At 43.0% G+C, this 19,371-nt stretch carries 19 protein-coding genes and 1 pseudogene; 10 read left to right on the top strand and 10 right to left on the bottom strand.

The features are described 5' to 3' along the window. Both CIK99_RS15345 and CIK99_RS08035 read left to right on the top strand, forming a co-directional pair. Positions 1-308: pseudogene (locus tag CIK99_RS15345) on the top strand (hypothetical protein); the annotation flags it as partial. A 10-nt stretch (positions 309-318) separates the two neighbouring features. Next, complete coding sequence (locus CIK99_RS08035; RefSeq protein WP_094381019.1) at positions 319-585, top strand: helix-turn-helix transcriptional regulator; 267 nt, start codon at positions 319-321, stop codon at positions 583-585. A 63-nt stretch (positions 586-648) separates the two neighbouring features. Here the strand turns inward: CIK99_RS08035 and CIK99_RS15760 are convergent, their stop codons facing one another. From CIK99_RS15760 to CIK99_RS08025, 3 genes are read right to left on the bottom strand one after another with little or no spacing between them, the layout of a single operon-like run. Then, on the bottom strand, positions 649-963 hold the full coding sequence (locus tag CIK99_RS15760; RefSeq protein ID WP_254047755.1) for a tyrosine-type recombinase/integrase: 315 nt from the start codon (positions 961-963) through the stop codon (positions 649-651). Positions 964-977: 14 nt separating this feature from the next. Next, positions 978-1,457 (bottom strand): Arm DNA-binding domain-containing protein, encoded by a 480-nt coding sequence (locus CIK99_RS15755; protein WP_254047754.1) that lies wholly within the window; start codon positions 1,455-1,457, stop codon positions 978-980. Positions 1,458-1,476: 19 nt separating this feature from the next. Then, positions 1,477-2,640, bottom strand: coding sequence for a site-specific integrase (locus CIK99_RS08025; RefSeq protein ID WP_094381018.1), 1,164 nt, complete (start codon positions 2,638-2,640; stop codon positions 1,477-1,479). 396 nt (positions 2,641-3,036) lie between these two features. Between CIK99_RS08025 and CIK99_RS08020 the strand changes: the two genes are divergently transcribed. From CIK99_RS08020 to CIK99_RS07995, 8 genes are all read left to right on the top strand, one after another. Further along, complete coding sequence (locus CIK99_RS08020) at positions 3,037-3,450, top strand: DUF554 family protein (RefSeq protein WP_094381017.1); 414 nt, start codon at positions 3,037-3,039, stop codon at positions 3,448-3,450. Further along, positions 3,451-5,475, top strand: coding sequence for a recombinase family protein (locus CIK99_RS08015; RefSeq protein ID WP_094381016.1), 2,025 nt, complete (start codon positions 3,451-3,453; stop codon positions 5,473-5,475). A 6-nt stretch (positions 5,476-5,481) separates the two neighbouring features. Then, complete coding sequence (locus CIK99_RS08010; RefSeq protein ID WP_144007938.1) at positions 5,482-6,351, top strand: hypothetical protein; 870 nt, start codon at positions 5,482-5,484, stop codon at positions 6,349-6,351. 196 nt (positions 6,352-6,547) lie between these two features. Next, entirely contained in the window at positions 6,548-6,805 is a 258-nt protein-coding gene (locus tag CIK99_RS08005) for a hypothetical protein (RefSeq protein ID WP_094381014.1), read from the top strand. A gap of 14 nt (positions 6,806-6,819) precedes the next feature. Beyond that, on the top strand, positions 6,820-6,945 hold the full coding sequence (locus CIK99_RS15895; RefSeq protein WP_256387393.1) for a hypothetical protein: 126 nt from the start codon (positions 6,820-6,822) through the stop codon (positions 6,943-6,945). Positions 6,946-6,996: 51 nt separating this feature from the next. Further along, positions 6,997-7,164: a hypothetical protein gene (locus CIK99_RS15340; RefSeq protein WP_158215940.1), complete on the top strand. Its 168-nt coding sequence runs from the start codon at positions 6,997-6,999 to the stop codon at positions 7,162-7,164. Between the two features lie 93 nt (positions 7,165-7,257). Then, positions 7,258-7,635: a UDP-N-acetylglucosamine--N-acetylmuramyl-(pentapeptide) pyrophosphoryl-undecaprenol N-acetylglucosamine transferase gene (locus CIK99_RS08000; RefSeq protein WP_144007937.1), complete on the top strand. Its 378-nt coding sequence runs from the start codon at positions 7,258-7,260 to the stop codon at positions 7,633-7,635. A 6-nt stretch (positions 7,636-7,641) separates the two neighbouring features. Continuing rightward, entirely contained in the window at positions 7,642-8,658 is a 1,017-nt protein-coding gene (locus tag CIK99_RS07995) for an AAA family ATPase (protein WP_094381012.1), read from the top strand. Positions 8,659-8,960: 302 nt separating this feature from the next. On the opposite strand, the gene CIK99_RS07990 is transcribed toward CIK99_RS07995, so the two are convergent. The 7 genes from CIK99_RS07990 to CIK99_RS07955 form a co-directional block, all read right to left on the bottom strand. After that, on the bottom strand, positions 8,961-9,245 hold the full coding sequence (locus tag CIK99_RS07990) for a hypothetical protein (protein ID WP_094381011.1): 285 nt from the start codon (positions 9,243-9,245) through the stop codon (positions 8,961-8,963). A gap of 12 nt (positions 9,246-9,257) precedes the next feature. After that, complete coding sequence (locus tag CIK99_RS07985; protein ID WP_094381010.1) at positions 9,258-9,863, bottom strand: hypothetical protein; 606 nt, start codon at positions 9,861-9,863, stop codon at positions 9,258-9,260. Between the two features lie 3 nt (positions 9,864-9,866). Further along, on the bottom strand, positions 9,867-12,656 hold the full coding sequence (locus CIK99_RS07980; RefSeq protein WP_094381009.1) for an ATP-binding protein: 2,790 nt from the start codon (positions 12,654-12,656) through the stop codon (positions 9,867-9,869). Positions 12,657-12,661: 5 nt separating this feature from the next. Further along, positions 12,662-14,596 (bottom strand): Hsp70 family protein, encoded by a 1,935-nt coding sequence (locus CIK99_RS07975; protein WP_094381008.1) that lies wholly within the window; start codon positions 14,594-14,596, stop codon positions 12,662-12,664. Positions 14,597-14,633: 37 nt separating this feature from the next. After that, positions 14,634-15,584 (bottom strand): hypothetical protein, encoded by a 951-nt coding sequence (locus CIK99_RS07970; protein WP_094381007.1) that lies wholly within the window; start codon positions 15,582-15,584, stop codon positions 14,634-14,636. Positions 15,585-16,204: 620 nt separating this feature from the next. Further along, positions 16,205-17,944, bottom strand: coding sequence for a hypothetical protein (locus tag CIK99_RS07965; RefSeq protein ID WP_094381006.1), 1,740 nt, complete (start codon positions 17,942-17,944; stop codon positions 16,205-16,207). Positions 17,945-18,478: 534 nt separating this feature from the next. Then, on the bottom strand, positions 18,479-19,069 hold the full coding sequence (locus CIK99_RS07955; protein WP_094381004.1) for a hypothetical protein: 591 nt from the start codon (positions 19,067-19,069) through the stop codon (positions 18,479-18,481). Positions 19,070-19,371 lie beyond the last annotated feature (302 nt).

The raw sequence follows: 19,371 nt of genomic DNA, 5'->3' as shown, positions 1-19,371 counted from the left end.
TTATCGACAAGGGGGCTCTTGAACGGTTCTTCCGAAACGAAGGCAGGATGAATGACAATGTCAAGGCTCTTGCCATCGATTCGCGCAAACTTCGTTTGTATTGCTTGCGAATATCTGACCAGATTCTCATACTCGGAAACGGAGGTGTTAAGAATACTCGCACTTACCAGGAAGACAGCAAGCTGAGCGGTTATGTGATGGATTTGCAGACTTTTGACAAAGTGCTGCTCAAAGCACAGAAATCAGGTAAAGTAACCATAGAGAAGAATATGATTACTGATATTCAGAGTGCAACATTTGAAATATAACACCAAGCCTATGATACAGAATGCTTTGTTCAGACAGTGCCTTGCCGCTATACCAGAAGAACAGAAGGCTGAGTTTGAGCTTTCGTTCGGGATAGCGGAGCGCATCAGTGAAGTTCTAAAAGCAAAGAACCTCACTCAAAAGGATTTTGCCCAAAAACTCCACAAGAGGGAGTCGGAAATATCCAAATGGTTGACTGGCAGACACAACTTCACCATGCAGACCATTGCTAAGATTGAAACGGCATTAGGATGCAAGCTCATCAATATAGCCGAGTGATATATTACAAACAAAGGGAAAAGAAAATCTCTCTTCCCCTTGCTTGTCTCTCGTTCATGATGATTATCCAAACACCCCGTCGGTCAGACTGACTGCCTGGATTTTCTTGTCAAGCCCCACTTTGGCATACACTTCGGTGGAGGTTACGCTGCCATGACCCAACATCTCCTTCACCGCAGAGATGTCGGCTCCTGCCGTGATGGCGAGGGTGGCTGTTGTATGGCGGCTGCTGTGATAGGTGAAGTCCTTTTCTATCCCTGCCTTGTCCTTGATGTCACTCCATCGAAGATGCTGCATGTCGCCAAGCCGCAAGCCTGTCATTGACGACAAGCCGAAAGCAAGCTGCACCTGCCGCTCATTGCCGGTGGCTGTCTCCACGCTGAGGAAGCGGGTCAGTTCCTCGGGAGTGAGGAACTCACGGTGCTTGTCGGGGGCATGGAACCGCTCGCCTTTTGTAAGGTCGTGGATGGGATTGGATGCAATATCCCTTTCTTCCCTCTGTTTTCAAGGTATGACGCTATGCGTTTGCGCACCACACCCTTGTGCTGCAGCATCTTCTTGCTGTTGCCGCAATCCTCCGACCACCTGATATACACGTCGCACCATTCCAGCCATGTCGGGTTGACGATGTCCTTCTTCTGATGCATCTTCCTCTCCTCACTCTTGAAGTCTGGAGGGCATAGGATGCGCTTTGCCTTGATCTCCTGTGCCTTGCGCAAAGCCTCGCCGTTGAGCCGTCTGGCTCTGGCTGAGTCTTCCGGCACGAGGAAAATGCCGAGATACTCCTTTTTGCGGAAGCCCGTCTCGTAATATTCCAGATATAGGCTCCGGTTGCCTGTCGGCAGTCTTCTTTCCTTGATTTCCACTTTCATCTGCTTTCCCCTTTCGTTTTTAGTTGAACATGTTGTTGACGAGGTTCACCGTCTCCAGTTTCTTCTTGTCAACGATTTTTGCATACACCTCCGTCATCTTGATACTGCTGTGACCGAGTATCTTGCTCACCGTGTAGAGGTCGGCACCGAGCGTGAGAAGCATGGTGGCGGCGGTATGGCGGCTGCAGTGATAGGTGATATGCTTCTCTATCCCTGCCTCCTTCATCCACTCCCCGAGTATCACTTCCACTGTAGTAGAGGTGATTTGCATCTGGTGAAACACATGCTCCTTGTCCTTCTGTTGCTTGGGCATCCATTTCAGGGCCTCTTCCGACAAGGGAACGGTCACTATCTTCCTGGTCTTCACCTGCGGATGTTCGAGGAAGAGCGTCCTTCCGTCGGCAGCCTTGCGTATCTCGCTCCATAGCAGACTCTTGATGTCGCTGTAGCGCAGGCCTGTGAAGCAGGAGAACAGGAAAGCACGCTTTACGATGTCATACCGGCACGGCGTGGCCATCAGCAGCTTCACCTCCTCTATGGTCAGGAACTCCCTTATCGAACTGTTCTTCTGCGGCTTCTCCTTGGCATTGAGCAGTTTGAAGGGGTTGCGGTCTATCAGTCCCTCGCTGACTGCCTTGGTCAATGCGGCCGTCAGGCGGTTGACGAAGATGCGGCAGGTGGTGTTGCTCAGTGTCTTCTTGCCGTTGTTGAACGTGCAGGTTTTGAGGAATGCGATGTAGCCCTTGCAGAAGTCCTTGTCCACGTCACGCAATGCGAGGTCGTGCCTACCTATATATATAAGGTATTGCTCAACCCTTGCCTGTGCGTTGCGCTTGGAGCGCATACTCTCCTTGGAAAGTCCGCACTCCTCGGCTGTGTACTTGTCCACCCACTCGCTGAGCGTGATGTGTGAACGCTTGATGCCCTCCCAATCGACAAGTCCGTGCTGCTGGATGTCAAGGATGCGCTGCGCCTTGATCTGCTCAGCCAGCTTTCGGGTGTTGGAGTTTTGCATCCTGGCTGCGGAAGTTGTCTCTGGCACAAGGTAGAGTTTCAGGCCTTCCTTCTTTCTCGCCCCCTTGTGATACATGTCGAGATAAAGGCTGATATTGCCGTCACTGAGTCTCTTTTCGCGTATGCGAACAGGCTCTTTCAATTTGATTTCTTTCTTTTTTCGTCCCATTTCTTGTTTGTATTATCCGATTCTTGTATTTGTTACTATATTGTGTTTCAATCACTTATATTCGCTGCAAAGATAATGATTCGCGGGACAAAAATGGGACAAAAGCGTGCTAAAAAACAGCAAAATTAGGATAATATAACGAACCAATCCAAATTAGGCTGATATTCCTAACAAACTGTAAATCAGTGATATTACATCACCTTTATGGTATTTCCTTTCCGATGGTTATATGCCCTTGAAGTAATTGGTGGATTGTGTTAATATGATGAAAAGAATACCAACAGATACGGTGGATTGTATCATTACAGCTTTATTGCGATTTTTTCAGTCTTGTTTTTCTGTTATCCAATCTTTTATATTACCTTTGCAGCGGTTTTTCAAAACTATGAGAGAAGTATGATTGGAACAATAGTGAATACATGTGCCATTGTGGCAGGAACAGTGATTGGAACACTGCTCAACCAGGGAATAAAGGAGAAATATAAACGCGTGCTGTATGACGGGCTGGGACTGGCCAGCCTCGCCATAGGACTTAACGCCACGATATCCAACCTGCCAAAAAGCCAGTATCCGGTGCTGTTCATTGTGGCCATAGCCATAGGAGGAGTGATGGGTACGGCACTCGACATCGACGGACGATTCAGAAGGCTTGTGGACAGGAAGAAGGGCAGTGGAGATAAGGCGGATGAGAGTAGGGGAGGGCGAAGCCTTGCCGACGGGCTGTCAACGGCTGTGCTATTGTATTGCATAGGTACGTTCTCGAAAAGTTTATACCATCGTTTTGAGTCCCAAAAATTTGATTTTATCTAAATGGAGAACAAAACACCAGAAGCTTCATCACAGAAGACAACCAAATGTATAATAATGAGCCGAGTGTCCACAACTATTCAGGAACTGGACATTCAAGAGGAGGAGTGTATCTGCATGGCAGAAAGGGATGGTTATACTCAAGACAACATGATACTCATCCCAAGGATTGGTGAGTCTGCACGAAAAGTTGGTCAAATCATCACAGTTGAAACGCCTCGTGGCCCAATGGAGGTTGAATTAGATCGTGATGGAATCTGGGATATGAAGAAACGTATCGAAACAGATTCAAGCATTGATTGTGTTTATATTTGGGAGGTTTCACGTTTAGCACGCCGTATGGATGTACTGACACCTTTGCTAAAGTATTTTGCTGACAGAAAGGTGCAGTTAAGAGTTAAGACAAACGGCATATCGTATCTTAATCCAGACAAAACTGTCAACCCTGCTTCCAAGATGACGATTGAAATTCTTGGTGAAGTTGCTGAGCAGGAAATGAATGTTAAGATAGAACGTTTCAAGCGTAGTAAAAAGGTTATGGCTGAACAAGGACGTTTTGCTGGAGGCAAAATACCATACGGCTATAGCGTTGATAAAGAACATGGCGGTGTCTTTGTAATTAACGAAAAGGAAGCAAGAATTATCCATGAGATATTTGACCTCTACGAGGCAGGAATAACCCAGCCATGTATTGCTAGAGAATTTTATCGTCGTGGAATGGTTGATCTCAACCTTTCCAAAGTAAACAACATCTTGACGAATGAGCAATATACAGGACGCTGGATGCGTCAGGGGTGGTCTTCATACGATCGTTCATATCCTGTTATTATTAGTCCTGAACAATATGATCACTGCCGAGAGATAGCTGCTACCAACAACACATTTGCTAACAAATGTCGGAGTGTATATTATGCTCACAAACTCTTGATATGTAAGTGTGGGCGAAAGTGGGGAGCTGGCCCTTCTAAGGTTTTCTATCGTTGTTCTGAGGCATATCGTACGGGGAATGCCTTTGAAGCCCATGAACATCAATGCGACAACAAAATCAGCATAAGTCTAAATATTATAGATAGTCTTTTGTGGCAAGTTGCCCAGGAAGCAGAGGTGTACTATATTGTCAATGCAGCTGCGGATGATAAACAAAAATATCAAGACCAGATTTCTGTTATTGACGAGAAATTGGGATTCATTGATACGCGATTGCAGGAGCAAGACAACCGAGACCAGCGAATCAGCGACCTTTATGAAATGGGAAAAATAAAGAGTCGAGAAGAACTTCACAAAAAGTACAAAGAGGTTGCTGATGCCAAACGTGCCATTCTCCAAGAACAGGCAGCCCTGACCAATGAGCGAGAACATCTTCTATACTTGTGCGCTAGTATAGACACAAATTTTGACCTGTTGGATTTCGATCAAACTTTGAGTGAAATGTCAAACATTATAATGCTCAAAGAGAAGATTGCTTCTATTACAGATGACCAACAACGATATGACATTATCCATCGTCACGTTCGTAAGGTACAAGTTGAGAATAGCTCTATAGATTACGATTTTCGATATGTTGGGAAAAAGCAGCCCAAGACTCGTTTCATAACTGTAGAATTGTATAATGGAGAGGTTAAGTATTTCCAATACATTCCGTTTAGCGGAGGAAAAAATACCATCATGGAAGCTTCACCAGATGGAACTCCTATATGCAAGTACAGTTATACGTACTTAATGAGATTTGCTAATGACAAGAAGCGCAATAAACGTTTAGAAGAGAAAGAACAACGTAAGCAAGCCTTTATCGATAAATATCCAGAGGACAAGTACATTATATCGTTTGCTGCTCTAACTGAATTCCTTGGGGTAGAACGGAAGATGGCTTATAAGTTAGTCAATGACGGTTTCCTACTTCCTGCAAAGGAGTTCATAAACAAGAAAAAAGTAGCATTTAATAAAGAAAAATGCATAGAACTACTTCAGGCTAATGCGAACAGCAACAAATGGGCACGGAAAATACTCTCTCATATAGAAAGCAAATAGATCAGAATGGCACAGGTAAACATTAACATATCAGAAGAAGAGTATTATCTCTCAAAGGTAGAGTCATGCTGTTACGACTTACGTAATGCTATGATTGACTTATCTCTAAAATTCCCAGAGATAAGTACATTTGAACGCTATATGCTTAAATTAAAGTCTGTCAACGACATCGTATATATAATGGGACTACTTCATAGGTGTTGGTGTTTTGCTAATCCTAGATACCTTTTCGATGCAATGCCAAAGGATATACCCGATATACAGCTCATTGATATTCTCCTTTCTAAATATCAGCCAGAAGGAGTACGTAAAGGCGTTGGCGTATTAAAGGAAGAATTGGATAGGAAGAATAATATCCTAATAATGGCATGGTATAGGGCGTATCAGCAAAATGGTAAAGTTTCAGTGGCATTTACAACTTATATGGATCAACTATATTCGCTTGCATGCAAAGTGTGTTACAGTAAGGATATTCGTTTGCAGAATGGATTTGTTGTAAGTGACACTATTGAGACAACTTTACCTGTAGATAAACTAGTAAAGGCATTTTATGTGTTTAGCCAGCAATTTGGTTGCTGTGATGCAAGTGAGGATAATAGACTTACATTTCTTTCTATTTTTGATCTTGCTGTCTGTGCTTCACCTCGACCTATAGAGTGGTTGGATTTGGGGTCTAGTCGCGGAAGAGAACCTAGTTTAGCATCAATACATACTGTATTCAGCACTTTAAACGTGGACATGACAGCAAATGCCAGACGTGTTATCTGCAAGCATATTATATGGCAAAAAGGTGAAATAATACCAGAGCAAATTAAAGCCCGTAAGACACCAAAACAAGAGATACTGCGCGAGGCTATTTTAGAAGCTATAAGATAATGAACAAGAGTGGTACTTTACTGTATCACTCTTTTTTTTCAATCCTTTCCCAATCCCCCTTTCTTTTTTAATTCCCATAAAATACTATTTAGTCAAGGCTTTAGTAGTCTTGACTTTTTTTTGCATATCTTCCCTTGAAATCCCCTTATGGCATAGGTCTTGGAAATGTAGTACCTTCGCGAAAAATTTCTAAACGATGAAGAGAATACAGAATAATAACACAATGGATCAGGCTTCATACGAGTCATATCTCAATGCGCTTTTCGTGGACTCTGTGACAATGCAGGGAACCCCATCCAAAAGTATCGAAGAGATACTTCTTACCAAGGCTATTTCATTCGGACGTAAGATTGACGAAGCTAAAGAGGACGTAAAACGCATACTTAATGTACGTGCGGCTGTTGGTGTCCTCTTGAAGAGTGCAGCCTCCAACATGATTGTTGATGATACATAATATATAAATAATGTATGGAAAAGCTAATTCCAAGTCCTGTGACCTCTATTGAGGAGCAGGCAACAGGTCAAGTACCTGTGTCTCATGGTGGCAAGTGTATCTACAAGCCTAACGGCAAAGCAGGAGAATATTCTGCATGAGTTCGTACAGAAATCATAATTTATTAACAATATAACAAAATTCAAAAAAAAATGGAAAAGACCAATTCTATTTCCGCTCTTTTGAGCATTGACGGTTACAAGGCTGTCGCAGTATTATCACTCGCAGCAGTAGGTATCTACACTGCTATTAAGTTGGTGGACAAGCTTTGTGGTGCGTCCGTAGTAATTAACGCTGACAATCGCAAGGTTGAAGGCTAGTCATTAACCAAAGAGCCCTGAACCATATAGGAAAGGGGCTCTCCTAATGTATTTTTCATGGATATTAACGTGTGGAAAAACAAGGGTACAACAATGATTGCCGACAACCCCAACACAGTGTTTTGGTCATTAGTCCTCACTACAGGTGTAGCTGTTATTGTTGGAGGACGCATGATATGGGTACATTATTTCAATAAGAAGGCAGATACGAAATCTGACCTCCTAAAGGCTATTGAAGATGGAGAGCTCGCTATTCGTAAGAAACGTAACGAAACGGAATGTAATGTACTCGCAACTGCTGCTCATACTGCATGTAAGATGATGGAACAGGCTACAGCCGTCGCTCCAGAGTTGAAAGCTCTCAAAGCAGAGGTGATTGCTGCTCAGGAAGAAATGAAAGCGATGAAAGAAACTCTAAAAGAACTTAGCAACCCTACTTCTACAGATACTGGTGCAGATGCTGATGAGTAATCTAATATGACTCTCAATGGATGTTCCTCTGTCGAATTATTCAACCGTCCTCGCACAGAAAAAAACAGATGGGTTGTCTGTGGTTATATGAAGGTAGGGCAAGTCAATCTTATCGTTGCAGGCACTGGCGCAGGTAAGACGATCCTCATGGTACAGATTGCCCTCGCTGTTGCAAAAGGCACACGTCCAGAGTTTCTTCCTGAGGATTGTAGTGCGTCGGTACGACAGAGTGTTAAGTATTATCGCTTAGAGGACTTTGAAGATGAGTTGGAAGGCAAGTACGGAAAAGGGAAGGTACTTTACGACTCCAGCATTGAGTGGTTTCTTCCTAAGGATCTTCCCTCGTCAACATTAGCTGGCTTAGTTGAGCACATAAAAGCTCTGGCAGATTCACTTACGGAAGACACTGTAGTATTTATCGATCCTGCTACGAAACTAGACGGCTATAAGCATACCGAGTTTATTAAGGGCGTAGAGGAAGCTATGGCTATAGCCAAGGCTCGAAATGTCACTCTGACAATCATCGGAACGGTTCACCTCGACGAGATCAAGGACTGGTCGGTGCTTACGAACTGCGACATCAAGGGAGGAGATAAAGGACTTCAACAGGCTGGTTCCGTTACCGCGCTACGTAGAGAACGTACAAACGTGGAAGAGTACCGCTTCTTACAATGCTTGAAGGAGCCCAAGGGTAGCCCTAAACCTTTCAATGGCGATGTACTGGTGATGAAGAAGGTGCATGAACAGCTTGATGATAGCAATAAGTACCTTTACTACAAGTATGACAGTATTAAGCCAGAGGTTCAGGCTCGCCCTGAGAAGCCCAAAGCACAAACAGATGGAGTTAGTTCCACTGAGGCAAGTTCTGAGGCTCCAATGGCACCCAACCAGAAGGTTACTCCTGAGGTTGCACGTAAAATTGAGGAAATGCTAGCTAGAGGCATGAGTGCAAACAAAATTGCCTCAAGACTCCGTCTATCAGGGAAAACCATAAGTCGTTACAAGAAAAGCCAAGGTATTTAACGCGAAAAAGAGGTGTCACTGCTCAAAATAGTGACACCTCTTCTTTTTATATATACCATTATCTCCTACTTCATCTTAATATCCCAATGCCCACCGTTCAGAAGAGGGGAGTTTTTGGGTAAATCAAGCCCTTGGGCAGAAAACTGTCTTAGTACCGTATCAGCACAGCGCGAGTTGTTGAACAGGTTGGTGGGAGTAATACCCATCATACATACGTTCAAGCTAAACTGCTGACCACGATCTATACGCTGACCTCCTATGTTGCTGGAGTGTCTTGCTGTGAGAATAAACTGAGCCATACCTTATCTGATACCTCGTTTTAATGCCTTGGAAGCCTTCTCTGGCTCTCTTGTCAACCAGTCGAGGGCAAGGAACGCTGCAACAGGACGCATTTTGAATTTCTCTACCAGTTTGTTATAGCTCCATCCCTCAATCTCGATGGTTGGAATAACATTACTGTCAACCCATTCTTCAAATGCAGCCTTGATACGCTCATCCATACGCTCAACCTTGTCTGCTGTCTGTTCGAGCATATAGTCAGGATAGTCTTGCGCGCAGAGTGTCATTATTATATTGTCTCTATTCATAGTTGTGCTGTATTAAGCTGCGTTACAGAAGCCTTCACAATACATTCTCTCGGAGAAATCGTTGGCATCTGCTTCTACAGGTTGGTTTACGTATGCTTCAAAATCAAATTCTGGACTGATATAATGGTCGAAATTATACTCCCACGTTTTTATGGTCTCTGCATCAACTGAGACTTGTTCAGGATGGTTGATAGCAAAGTCTTGGTAGGCATGTCTGCTCTCGTGCATGATAGTTTCCATTACCATCTGCGGATCATCTTCCTTCAGGAGGTCTGCATTGAGGTCTATCTGTTTGGTTACAGGGTTGAATGCTCCAAGATTTTCAGGTTCCATACCTTCGCGGAAATGAAGGTTATTTGTGTATCCTGTTATTTCGTTGAATTTGTCGTGGAACTCCTTTAAATATTGCGCACGTTCCTTTGAACTTGCTTCTTCATAGGGAGGGTGTCGATGCTCGTCTGCTTCAACGAACTCTTTTACCGCAGAGATTGTAGATTCCTCCAGAACTTGCTCATCGCAAAATTCACATGTCATAAAGACAGGTTCGTCAGACATAGGTATTTGGTCTGTATTTACCTGTTCCTGTTCAAGTTCGTCTATAAACTCAAAGAAATCCATAATCTACTTTACTTTGTTTACTTTAATCCAGTGTTTATCTGTTGACAATGCTGTAGATACCAAACATTGACCCACTAAGAGCTTAGGAATGATTGGCTTCTGCTCCTTGGATATGCCCATGGATTCGGCAATGGCAGTACAATCATCTTCCGCAACCAAACGATGGGTAATCTTGGTGTTGGTATTCTTGATAGCATCGGGGATAAGACGTGTAGGTACTTGATCAACCAAAAACATACCTTCTCCATACGCGCGAATTTCCGACAACATGTTACTGAACATCATAGCAGTTTTGTACTGAGGTAACTCTGGTTTATCGCACTTCTGCATAACACGGTGCGCCTCTTCTATTACTGTGAGGTGTCGGCAGTCATTTGAATTGAAGTCGATATTGCCAATCTCTGCTTGTGCCGTTCTGTATTCGTAGAGGAACTGGAGCACCAATGCCATGAAGAATGACTTATCTACATCATCGCCCACATAAGACAGATTGATGACACATGGCTTTTTGAACAGCTCTTCCCAAGGTGTAGAATGCAAAACATCAAGCATATCTTTTTTCCAGCCTCGACGGAGAGATGAGATACGAGTATTAAGACAAGCCTTCATATTGTCGCTAACACGCTTCTCATAACCGTGTGCATCCATAACAGCATCGACATGAGAAGCCATAGAGGTCAATGTCGGTGCGAGGGTCTTACCATATACAGGTTCTGCTCCCTTGCCTATCCAGTTGGTCGATTGGCTTTGATACAAAGAATAGATTAAATCTTCCATCAGCACAGGTAGTATGTCATACATAGGGAATGCAGACGCAAATGTTGATTTCAGTCGGTCAATGTGAGTAAGCACATTGGGGTCTTGCTCAGCCGATAGCCACACAGGTTCAAATGGATTGAGGTGTAACTCTGATAATGCAACGTTTTCTCTAGTCTTACGGTCACGGTAATTCTTGCAGCCTGGAATGAAAATATTGATAGGCGCATCTTGGTGTGTCTTGTTAAATTCAATAGCCCAATCAACGTATTCCGTTTTCGCTGGCTCTATTACCAAGAACGGAATGTGTTGTTTGCTCCGACTTATGGAATTTAACACGGCCTGTACCGTATTGGTCTTGCCTGTTCCATTTATACCTGAGAGAAGGGTGTGCTTTGCCAAAATGCTAATCGGAAGGTGATACGGCATATCTGTTGCGGAGCCACCATATAGCATACTCCCAAACTCAATAACATCATCATCACCTGTCACTGTCTGGTTTAACGAGAATTCTGGTGCACTGTCAACCACGCTAATACCAGGAACGGAACGAAGAGGAAAGTTAATGAGATATGACAACTCTTTCGTGGTAAGAACGGTTTTTAATTCCTTGTAGTGATCACCCAAAGGATGGTTGAAGAGCTTGCCATTTGCGCTGTTTACCATCAAGACAGGTGATGAAACATGTCCAAGCGTCAATTCACGCAGTGTCTTTTTGCCTTCGACGGTCTCATCCATAATATCCGTAATATCATGAATACGCACAGGTTCAAAAATACTTTCCTGTCCACTTAGGATCGAACGCAACTGTAAGCTACCGCCCATCAAGTCGCTTTCCTTCTCTGCCATCAGATACACACCTACTTTCCATAGACCTGTAGCCTTACCTGACTCTATACGCTTAGAGTGATAGAAAAGATGTTCGCTTACAGCTTCTACATGCTTATTTACAAGGTTACGGCTTATGCTCTGCGAACGGCTCTCGTTGGTTGTTGTTGTGTCTGACTCGCTATTACTCTCGGAGTCTGAAGTTCCCTGAGTTGTAGTCTTTTGTGGCATCAGACCAGAAATGAGATTGCCGACCGATGCACCAGCAACGATATTCAACGCTGCACTACTGATAACACCAGCAGCATCAGCACATCCTTCAAGAACGGCTCCAGCAGCAGGGAATACAGACGCAGCAATGCCTAAACCAGTACCAGCAAGAGCAGCTTTACCTAACTTTGAGAAGTCCTTCTTTGATACGGCTTCACTGAAACTTTGGGTATGTGTTACAGAATGTGATGACGTATGAGACTGCGAACTACCCTCCGTAAGTCCTTCTGTGACATTCATCGACTTTAGAGACTCTGCCTGTCCGTTCATTTCACGCAACTGGTAAAGCATTGACTCGGCATCATTATTCTCGATAGGGTCTGCCACAACAAGGTAGGCATAATTCTTACTGGCAGACATACCAGCAATCAGCTTATCGATAGTTGCAGGATAAACCGTCTTGTACTGGCTATCCATAGAAGGTATGCCTGTGAACGCATAGACATTTTCAAGATTTTCTGATGCAACACGCTGGCAGAAGTCTGATATTCTACTGTCATCACTCTTCAACAGCTCTGTTTGAAGTCCAGGCCAGATACCACTGATGAAGCGTTCAAGGTTGCGTACAAGTTTCTTCGGAGGAACAGCTTTGCCCGGAGATCGAAGTCCAAGGTACAGATGACTTTGCTTTCCGTCACCAGTAATGAGGAATAACAACTGCATTTCCTTGGGTAAGAAGCACGAGTACAATATTTTCTGCATTGCTGTAAAACATGCTTCCGCAGATTTGTCCAAAGGCTTTCCTATCTGTTGTATCTCAATCCATGAAGCCGAACTTTCAAGGGTTGTTGGGATAGCTTCAAGTTCAAATGCCTCGTTTTCACTTACAGATATATCCGTAAGGTACTTCCTCTCCATGCAGAAAGAAAGAGATTGAGACACGGCTGTTGCTGCCAACACCCGTGCCTGAGGCTCCAATGATTGTAACTGTGTATTCATAACTATTAGTCAACCAATATGCGAGCTGATTTCAAACTATCCTTGTATGCTTGCATAAACTCCTTTGAAACCTTGTTGATCGAGTTCTTAATGCTCTTGTCACTAGTCAAAGCGTCTTTGATAGAATCCGCAACAGATTCACAGATTGACTGCCATTCTTCGTTTATAGAATTGAACACCTGTGCGCGTTGGTCAGCATCCAATTCACGAGCCATAGCTTCGGCTTGCTTCTGCTCTTCTGTCTTTTCTTCGCTGAACAACCACTTTGCTAGTAGAGCACCACCTCCGATAAGCCATGTAAGCGGACCACCAAGGAGCATAGCAACAGCACCGCCGATTGCAGCACCGCCGATTGCAGCACCCCAACCATCACTATCTTCTTTCAACTTCTCTGAAATGCCATACAAGACTGAGTCCATGTTAATGTCAGAAAGGTTCACCTCTCCAAGTTTCACATTATTAGGCAGATTGATTTCTACGCCTTGTGAACTATATACGGCAATGATACTTTCAACCTTATCTCGGATTTCCTGTGTGCTTTCTTTTATGGCACTCTCTACGTAGGCTGGTGCATTAGAAGAAAATTCAGAAACACTATCCTGAACGGTACCAGATATTACAGTCTGAAGGGTATTGATACTGTAATTGGTATCCGCATCTCTCCACCATGTAACCGCCCCTGCAATTTCATCAGTCACCTTATCCCACAAGTCGTGTCCAAAGTTCTCAACGAAAACATCAAAGGTCTGACTACCTTTCAGGAAAGCGTTGATTTCCTCTTCCAAGCCCACATCCATGCCATCGGTGCGCAAGTCCATACGTGCGACCTCTGCAACACCCTGTGATATGGTAAGTGAAGGGTCTTGGTCTCTATATACCTGTGAGGGTTCTACTCCCCAACATTTGCAAACCAAAGGAATAATGAAGTCCATACGCGAAGCGCCACCTGTGAGGAATACGCCGTAGATGTTCTGATTGGCTATATGGTTCTGCTTGTAGTCAATCATCGCATCCTCAATACTCTTTATGTAACCATTTTCACCAAGGAACTCGTTAAGCTCTCCTGGCTTAAACGTCAGCTTGAAACGCTCATCTTCAAGATCTTCGTCATCAATGAAGTCATCGAAGTTAATAGTTTTCTTAACTTTCAGAGAAGGATCAAAATACACCTGTTCCTTAACCTTTCTTGCTTCAAACACAAGATAGTCAATCAGTTTAGGGTATTTAGCTTCAAACTGCTTGATAGCATCGCTTTCTTTCTGCTGTTGTGCATAGATGCTTTTCTCAATAAAAGATGCGCCACAGTCATATCCATGATCGACAAGCCCAGACAAGAATTTGTTCATGTAAGTAAAGTCCAACGTACTAGAACCCATATCGAACACAATAGAACCCTTGTCGATGTTGCGTCCAAGTCCAGATGTAACGTCATGTTGCGCGCGAACGAATGCTGCGCGAGACTCCTTCGTTACGCCAGCGATAGGCAATTCTGCAATGCGCGCCATTTCTACATACAAGTCCTGAGTTGGTTTGTCCCAACCAGATGGAGTTGCGATATAAACGAGGTGGTTGGTGTCTGTAAGAATAGCTTTGTTGTTCTCGCGTATTCTTTTGTAAACCTCGTGCATGAAACGGATCATTATCTTCTCTGCATCACCGTTAACGTCCTTTGGAGCTTGCTTGAAGCATACTCTTACTACTGCTTGCTTTAGAATTTCAGGATTGAATGCTGCATCACCGATATAAGCGTTGCCGTTGTCGAGGATGGTAATAGCAGAAGGCATAACCTTCTTGTTACCTCCCATGTCAAGGTCTTTGGCTGGATCTAGTTGTTCAACAGCAGTGTCCCATTGCATCGGACAGATGGCAGCAGAGGTTTCGCCATGACCTAGGTCGATACCGATAATATATTCTATTTGTTTCTTTTGAGCGTCTGTCATATTTTCAAAGTGTGATATTGTAGTTTTGATTTGATATTTAAGCAGGAATAAATACCTTTCCTGGAATTATAAGAGTGCCATTCTTAACAATGGCAGGGAACACCTCTTTTAGTTCAGTTGCATTTGGCGAAGCGACCTTGTCAAACCATGATGCTTTTTCATCAGAATAGTTCTCCAATGTAATATCGTAATTATCAAGCGACTCTGCCAAATCCTCTATTCTCTCCTGAACCTTCTTAATGTATTTCTCCTCGGTTACATCATGGTTGCGCTCATAACCGACAAGGCTCTGAATGCTTTCGAGAAGAGGGCGATACTCCTTATCCAGCGTAGGCTTCTCTTGTGATTCGTATTTCTGGACTACACGATTTACCTGAGCGCGGAATGTGCCGATAAGGTTGTCAACGCTCTCGCATACATCATGTACGATGCCAATGAAACAATCTACATCAATAGGTTTGTTAGGGTTTTCTTCTACTACTGCCTTTGGAGCGACCTGAGGCTGTGGTTTAGGTTGCGCTTGTGTCTTGTTAGACATATATACGGACAATGCTACACCTGCAATTGCACCAAATACGGCTCCCCATCCACCAAGAAGGAGTTTGCCAGCAATTGCACCACCAGCTGCGCCGACCAATGTATATGATGAGTCAGTTTTGAAGGTCTGTGATGACTGTGTAGTTTCTTGCGTTGTGGTAGAAGGACGCAGTTTCTTTGGGGCAGGTGTGTTACCAACTTCCTTTGTCAGTATGGAACTAATCTTCTGCTGTGCATTTAGTAATGAAATGGCTGCTTCGAGAATGAAATCTTCTGATTGCGTAAGGTTTTGACGGAACTCTCCTTCTGAATCAAAAACCTTCTCCAGATATGAAGAAACAGCTTCTTGTGCCTTACCAAGATCCTTTGGTAAAACCATGCCTGTTAGAGCCTGTTGCAGTTCTGCTTTGTTTGACTCAAACAGTTCACATAAAGTTTTTTTACTGCTCATAATTTATGTAGTTATAGTTTATTTTCACATTTTGATGCCTATAACTCCACAAAATTCGGCAGACTATTGGATAAATACACAAAAAGGATGGAGTTCATTTATGCCCATCCTCCTACACGGCTCTGGAATAACCTCGAATGAAATGAACAGTAAACTACAACCCCATCCGTGTATTATATGATTCGTCAGGACACAGTTAGGGCTGTATCTTAGTTCATACGAATACACAAGAGGGGCATGTCAGTTTCTATCCTTCATTCATATAAGTTTTCCAGACTTTAGTAGGAAAGGATAAAAGCATCGATGCCTTCTTGACCTCATGGCTATTCACCTGTTTTTAAGCAGGAGCCTCCAATCGGCGACGCAATTTTACAAAATATTTTGTAAACCAGAAAATTTCAGAGGCTTATACCTGTGAGATTTATGTTTTTTTAAGATAAAATATCCAATAATGCTATTTTTACACGCCATTTTGATAGTGTGAGAATACACTGTTCAATTTTTGTAAGTTATTTCCATATAGCTATAATAAGTAGTAGTTATCCACTAATAACTACTTACTGATTGATGAAAAAAAGATGAGAGAGAACACCGTACAAAATAGTGTTCTCTCTCTTGCATTACCAATGCCATTCAAATCTTGGTGTTTGCCAAGAATAACTTTCCAAAGTTTCATCTTTCTCAGTTGGTTTCTCTTCTTCAACGGTCTCAGTCGGAAAGTGAAGATTGAAAGTCGGTATTTCATATTCTATCGGTGGGAAGTTGAAACTTGGAGCAGTCTGAGGTGTAGGCTGCGCATCGTAATATTTCTTACTCCAATTAGAAATGCTACCTTCCGATAAGTTCAACCCATTGCGCGCCAGTATGTCTTTGTTACTGCGTACGGACAGCAAAGGGTTATATAAGCGTCGGAATAAAGCTATGTCGTTCTGTTTCTCTCGCTTTGCTTCTGCACGTCTCTCAGCTTCTGTCATCGGTCTGTGAGGGTTTGTGTCAATGCCTCGCTCCTTACAATACCTATACAAAGTTGTCTGTGGCACTCCGATACCAGCAGCGATATTCTCCTGTACTGACATCGAACGGTTATACATGGCATCTAACTCAGCATAGCGAATACGGCTCTTAATATTGTTTATCAAGCCCCATGACATCAGCATTCCAGAACGCACAATGAACTGAGGTCTGTGATCGCGCCAGTAGTTAATTTCCTGACTACAATAAGCTTCAAGTTGCTCTGGTGTGTTGCTGAATGCGTGTTTAACCTTTCTTATCAGCGTGTCCAGCGTTATCACTCTATCGCTATTGTCGAAGAAGCGCACGAAGTCCACATAGAGGTTAAACAGTGCTGTGTCAGGATCCATATAGGGAAACATCAGTCTGCGTAAGCAAGCGTTTTTATGCAGCTTTCGTCGCCGATGTTGTCCATCTACCTGACGCTCCCGATACCACCATAACTGTAAGTAGTTCTCATCCGTCATCTGATACAAGCCATCAATCCATACATCACCATACTCTGTACGATACTTGTATTGATACTGCCAGGAATAATAGTGCATGAACGTATCATAGTTCATTTTCTTCATATCCTCCAACATCCTGTCATTGAAGGTTATCTCCTGAGGATTGGAAGTATCAACTATCGTCTGTGGATTTGCAGTCAGTAATGGTGGTTCTTCAGGGAAGTCCATTATGTCATATATGAAATCGCTCACATAAGTCTCATTATTACCATACACACCATTCATGTATTGGCTCTTACGTGTACCACAGTCATCTTCCATCGGTTCGCCTGTGTCAAATACAATTTGGTCATTTATAGTCTGTGATACATGCAGGAACTCTTTTTCGTTGAGCACCCTGTCAAATATATAAACCATCCTGAAACGCCGCGAGCTTATCCCCTTCTTCTCTTTTCGATCCGAGAAGGACATATACACACAGGTAGGAGGGTAACTTAGTGTTCCAAGGTACTCTCGAACATCTGTAAATCGTGTATAGTCAACATCTACGAATACAGTTTGCGCTCCCATAAAGAACTTATCTGACTTCATGCAGAGCTTCATAGCACCTTTATGGTTCCCTCGATGATGGGTAGGATATGTTTGATACCACTGCCCATCGGATTTTTGGAAAGGATATTTCTTGTTCGCATCAAAATGGAATAGGTTACAGAACGCATGACCATTTGTTGCATAGTCAAGAAATTCCGATGTGGTGACGCTCATCTGTACAAACGACATAGTTTCCCTTCCTATTTCTTTTGCACCTCGGGTACTTAGACAGGCTGACGCATCACTTTTACACTGATACCCCTCATAACTCACATTAGTTTGAAATCTGAAATTTTTAATTTCCAACATAGAATGCACATGTTTTTTGTTTAGTTAAATACTACGTCATTGAGGTCATAGGTATTAACAAAAAGCATCTGTCCGTTGCGAATTGCTTTGTTATAATTACTATGCCCCATCATCAATTTGGCTTCTTTTCTGTTCTCATACACCGCGCCACTGGGTATGTGTTTTACTCGTGCAATCATTTCAATATATTTTAAGGTTAATGCTTCCACACCAATAAGGTGATGGTGTCGTGTGAAGAGCAAAAACATCATTTTGGAGATAATGAAGGAGTGGAAACGGCATGATATTTTTTTCAAATGTCAAATGTCCGAATACTACATAAAGCGTTGATTCTCAGTATTTGTTCTATGGACATTTGCATAGACATTTGGTGGTGTAGCTCGGAGTTATGAGAAACCTGCAAATGTCCATTAAATGTCCTTTCCCGATAAGTGTGTTTTTACTTTTTCAGAGGGATTAGTTCAATGAAGAAAAAAAAAAAGAAAAGTACACCCAAAGGCATACTCTTCTTTCAAATAATAACGGATCGTGTTGTTAGTCATCAACTATGCTGAACTCATGAAAGTAATAGTAGCAGTCATCATCATCCTCGTGCGCTTCCATGTAATCGTTCAGAGCCTTGTCGATAGCCGTAACGTTTGCCTCTACATCATGTCCGACAATCTCCTTCACATACTTGGCTGCTTCCTCCAGAGTCTCGAAGTATTCAGATTCCTCAAAGCCATCAAGATAATAGCGGTCTTTGAAGTAGATACCCTCGCTGTCGTTTGTGTTGAATATCTCACAGCCCGACTCTTCTTCGATATAGTAGATTTTCATACCGGGGAAGCAGGACTCTATGAAGTGTCTTGTCTCTGCCATTTCAGCCCAAGCCGTCTCTGTGTTGAGTGTAAGTATGTCATCCTCCATTTCATAGAAGGTTATAGTACCACGGCAATATACCTTGTTCGGATCGCCACCAAGGGCTTTAACCAGACATCCTAACCAGAGTTTTGGATCATACCAGCCATTCTTTACGAGTGGAGTCTTTCTGCCATCAAGTCGTTTAATGGTCTTGAAGAGTTTGGTGACATCTTTCTTTTTCTCAGATACCACCTTATAAGTTGTAAAACATGTGTTGCTCATATTATTCAATTCTTTTAGTGCGTTGAAATACAAGTTTACTCAGATATGGGTTCTCACGATGAATCATGTTGCGAGCTGCCATCTGATTCTTTGCTTCTACCCAGAGTGTAATAGGTTTGGTTGAGTCCTTCGCCCAAGCCTGAAAATACCATAAGATTTTCATAGTTCTATACCACCTAAAATCCGCAAGCAATCTCAATGGCAATCTCAATTGCAGTAAAGAGCTTGAACACTATGCATCATGATAGTATGAGCGTGAATTTTGTCCGATTTGTGCATACCTTCCCCTTACCCCACAATGC

It is taken from the genome of Prevotella sp. P5-92, assembly GCF_002251245.1.
GTDB lineage: Bacteria > Bacteroidota > Bacteroidia > Bacteroidales > Bacteroidaceae > Prevotella.
Note: the sequence above shows the minus strand (reverse complement) of the source record. Positions and strands in the feature narration are given on the sequence as shown.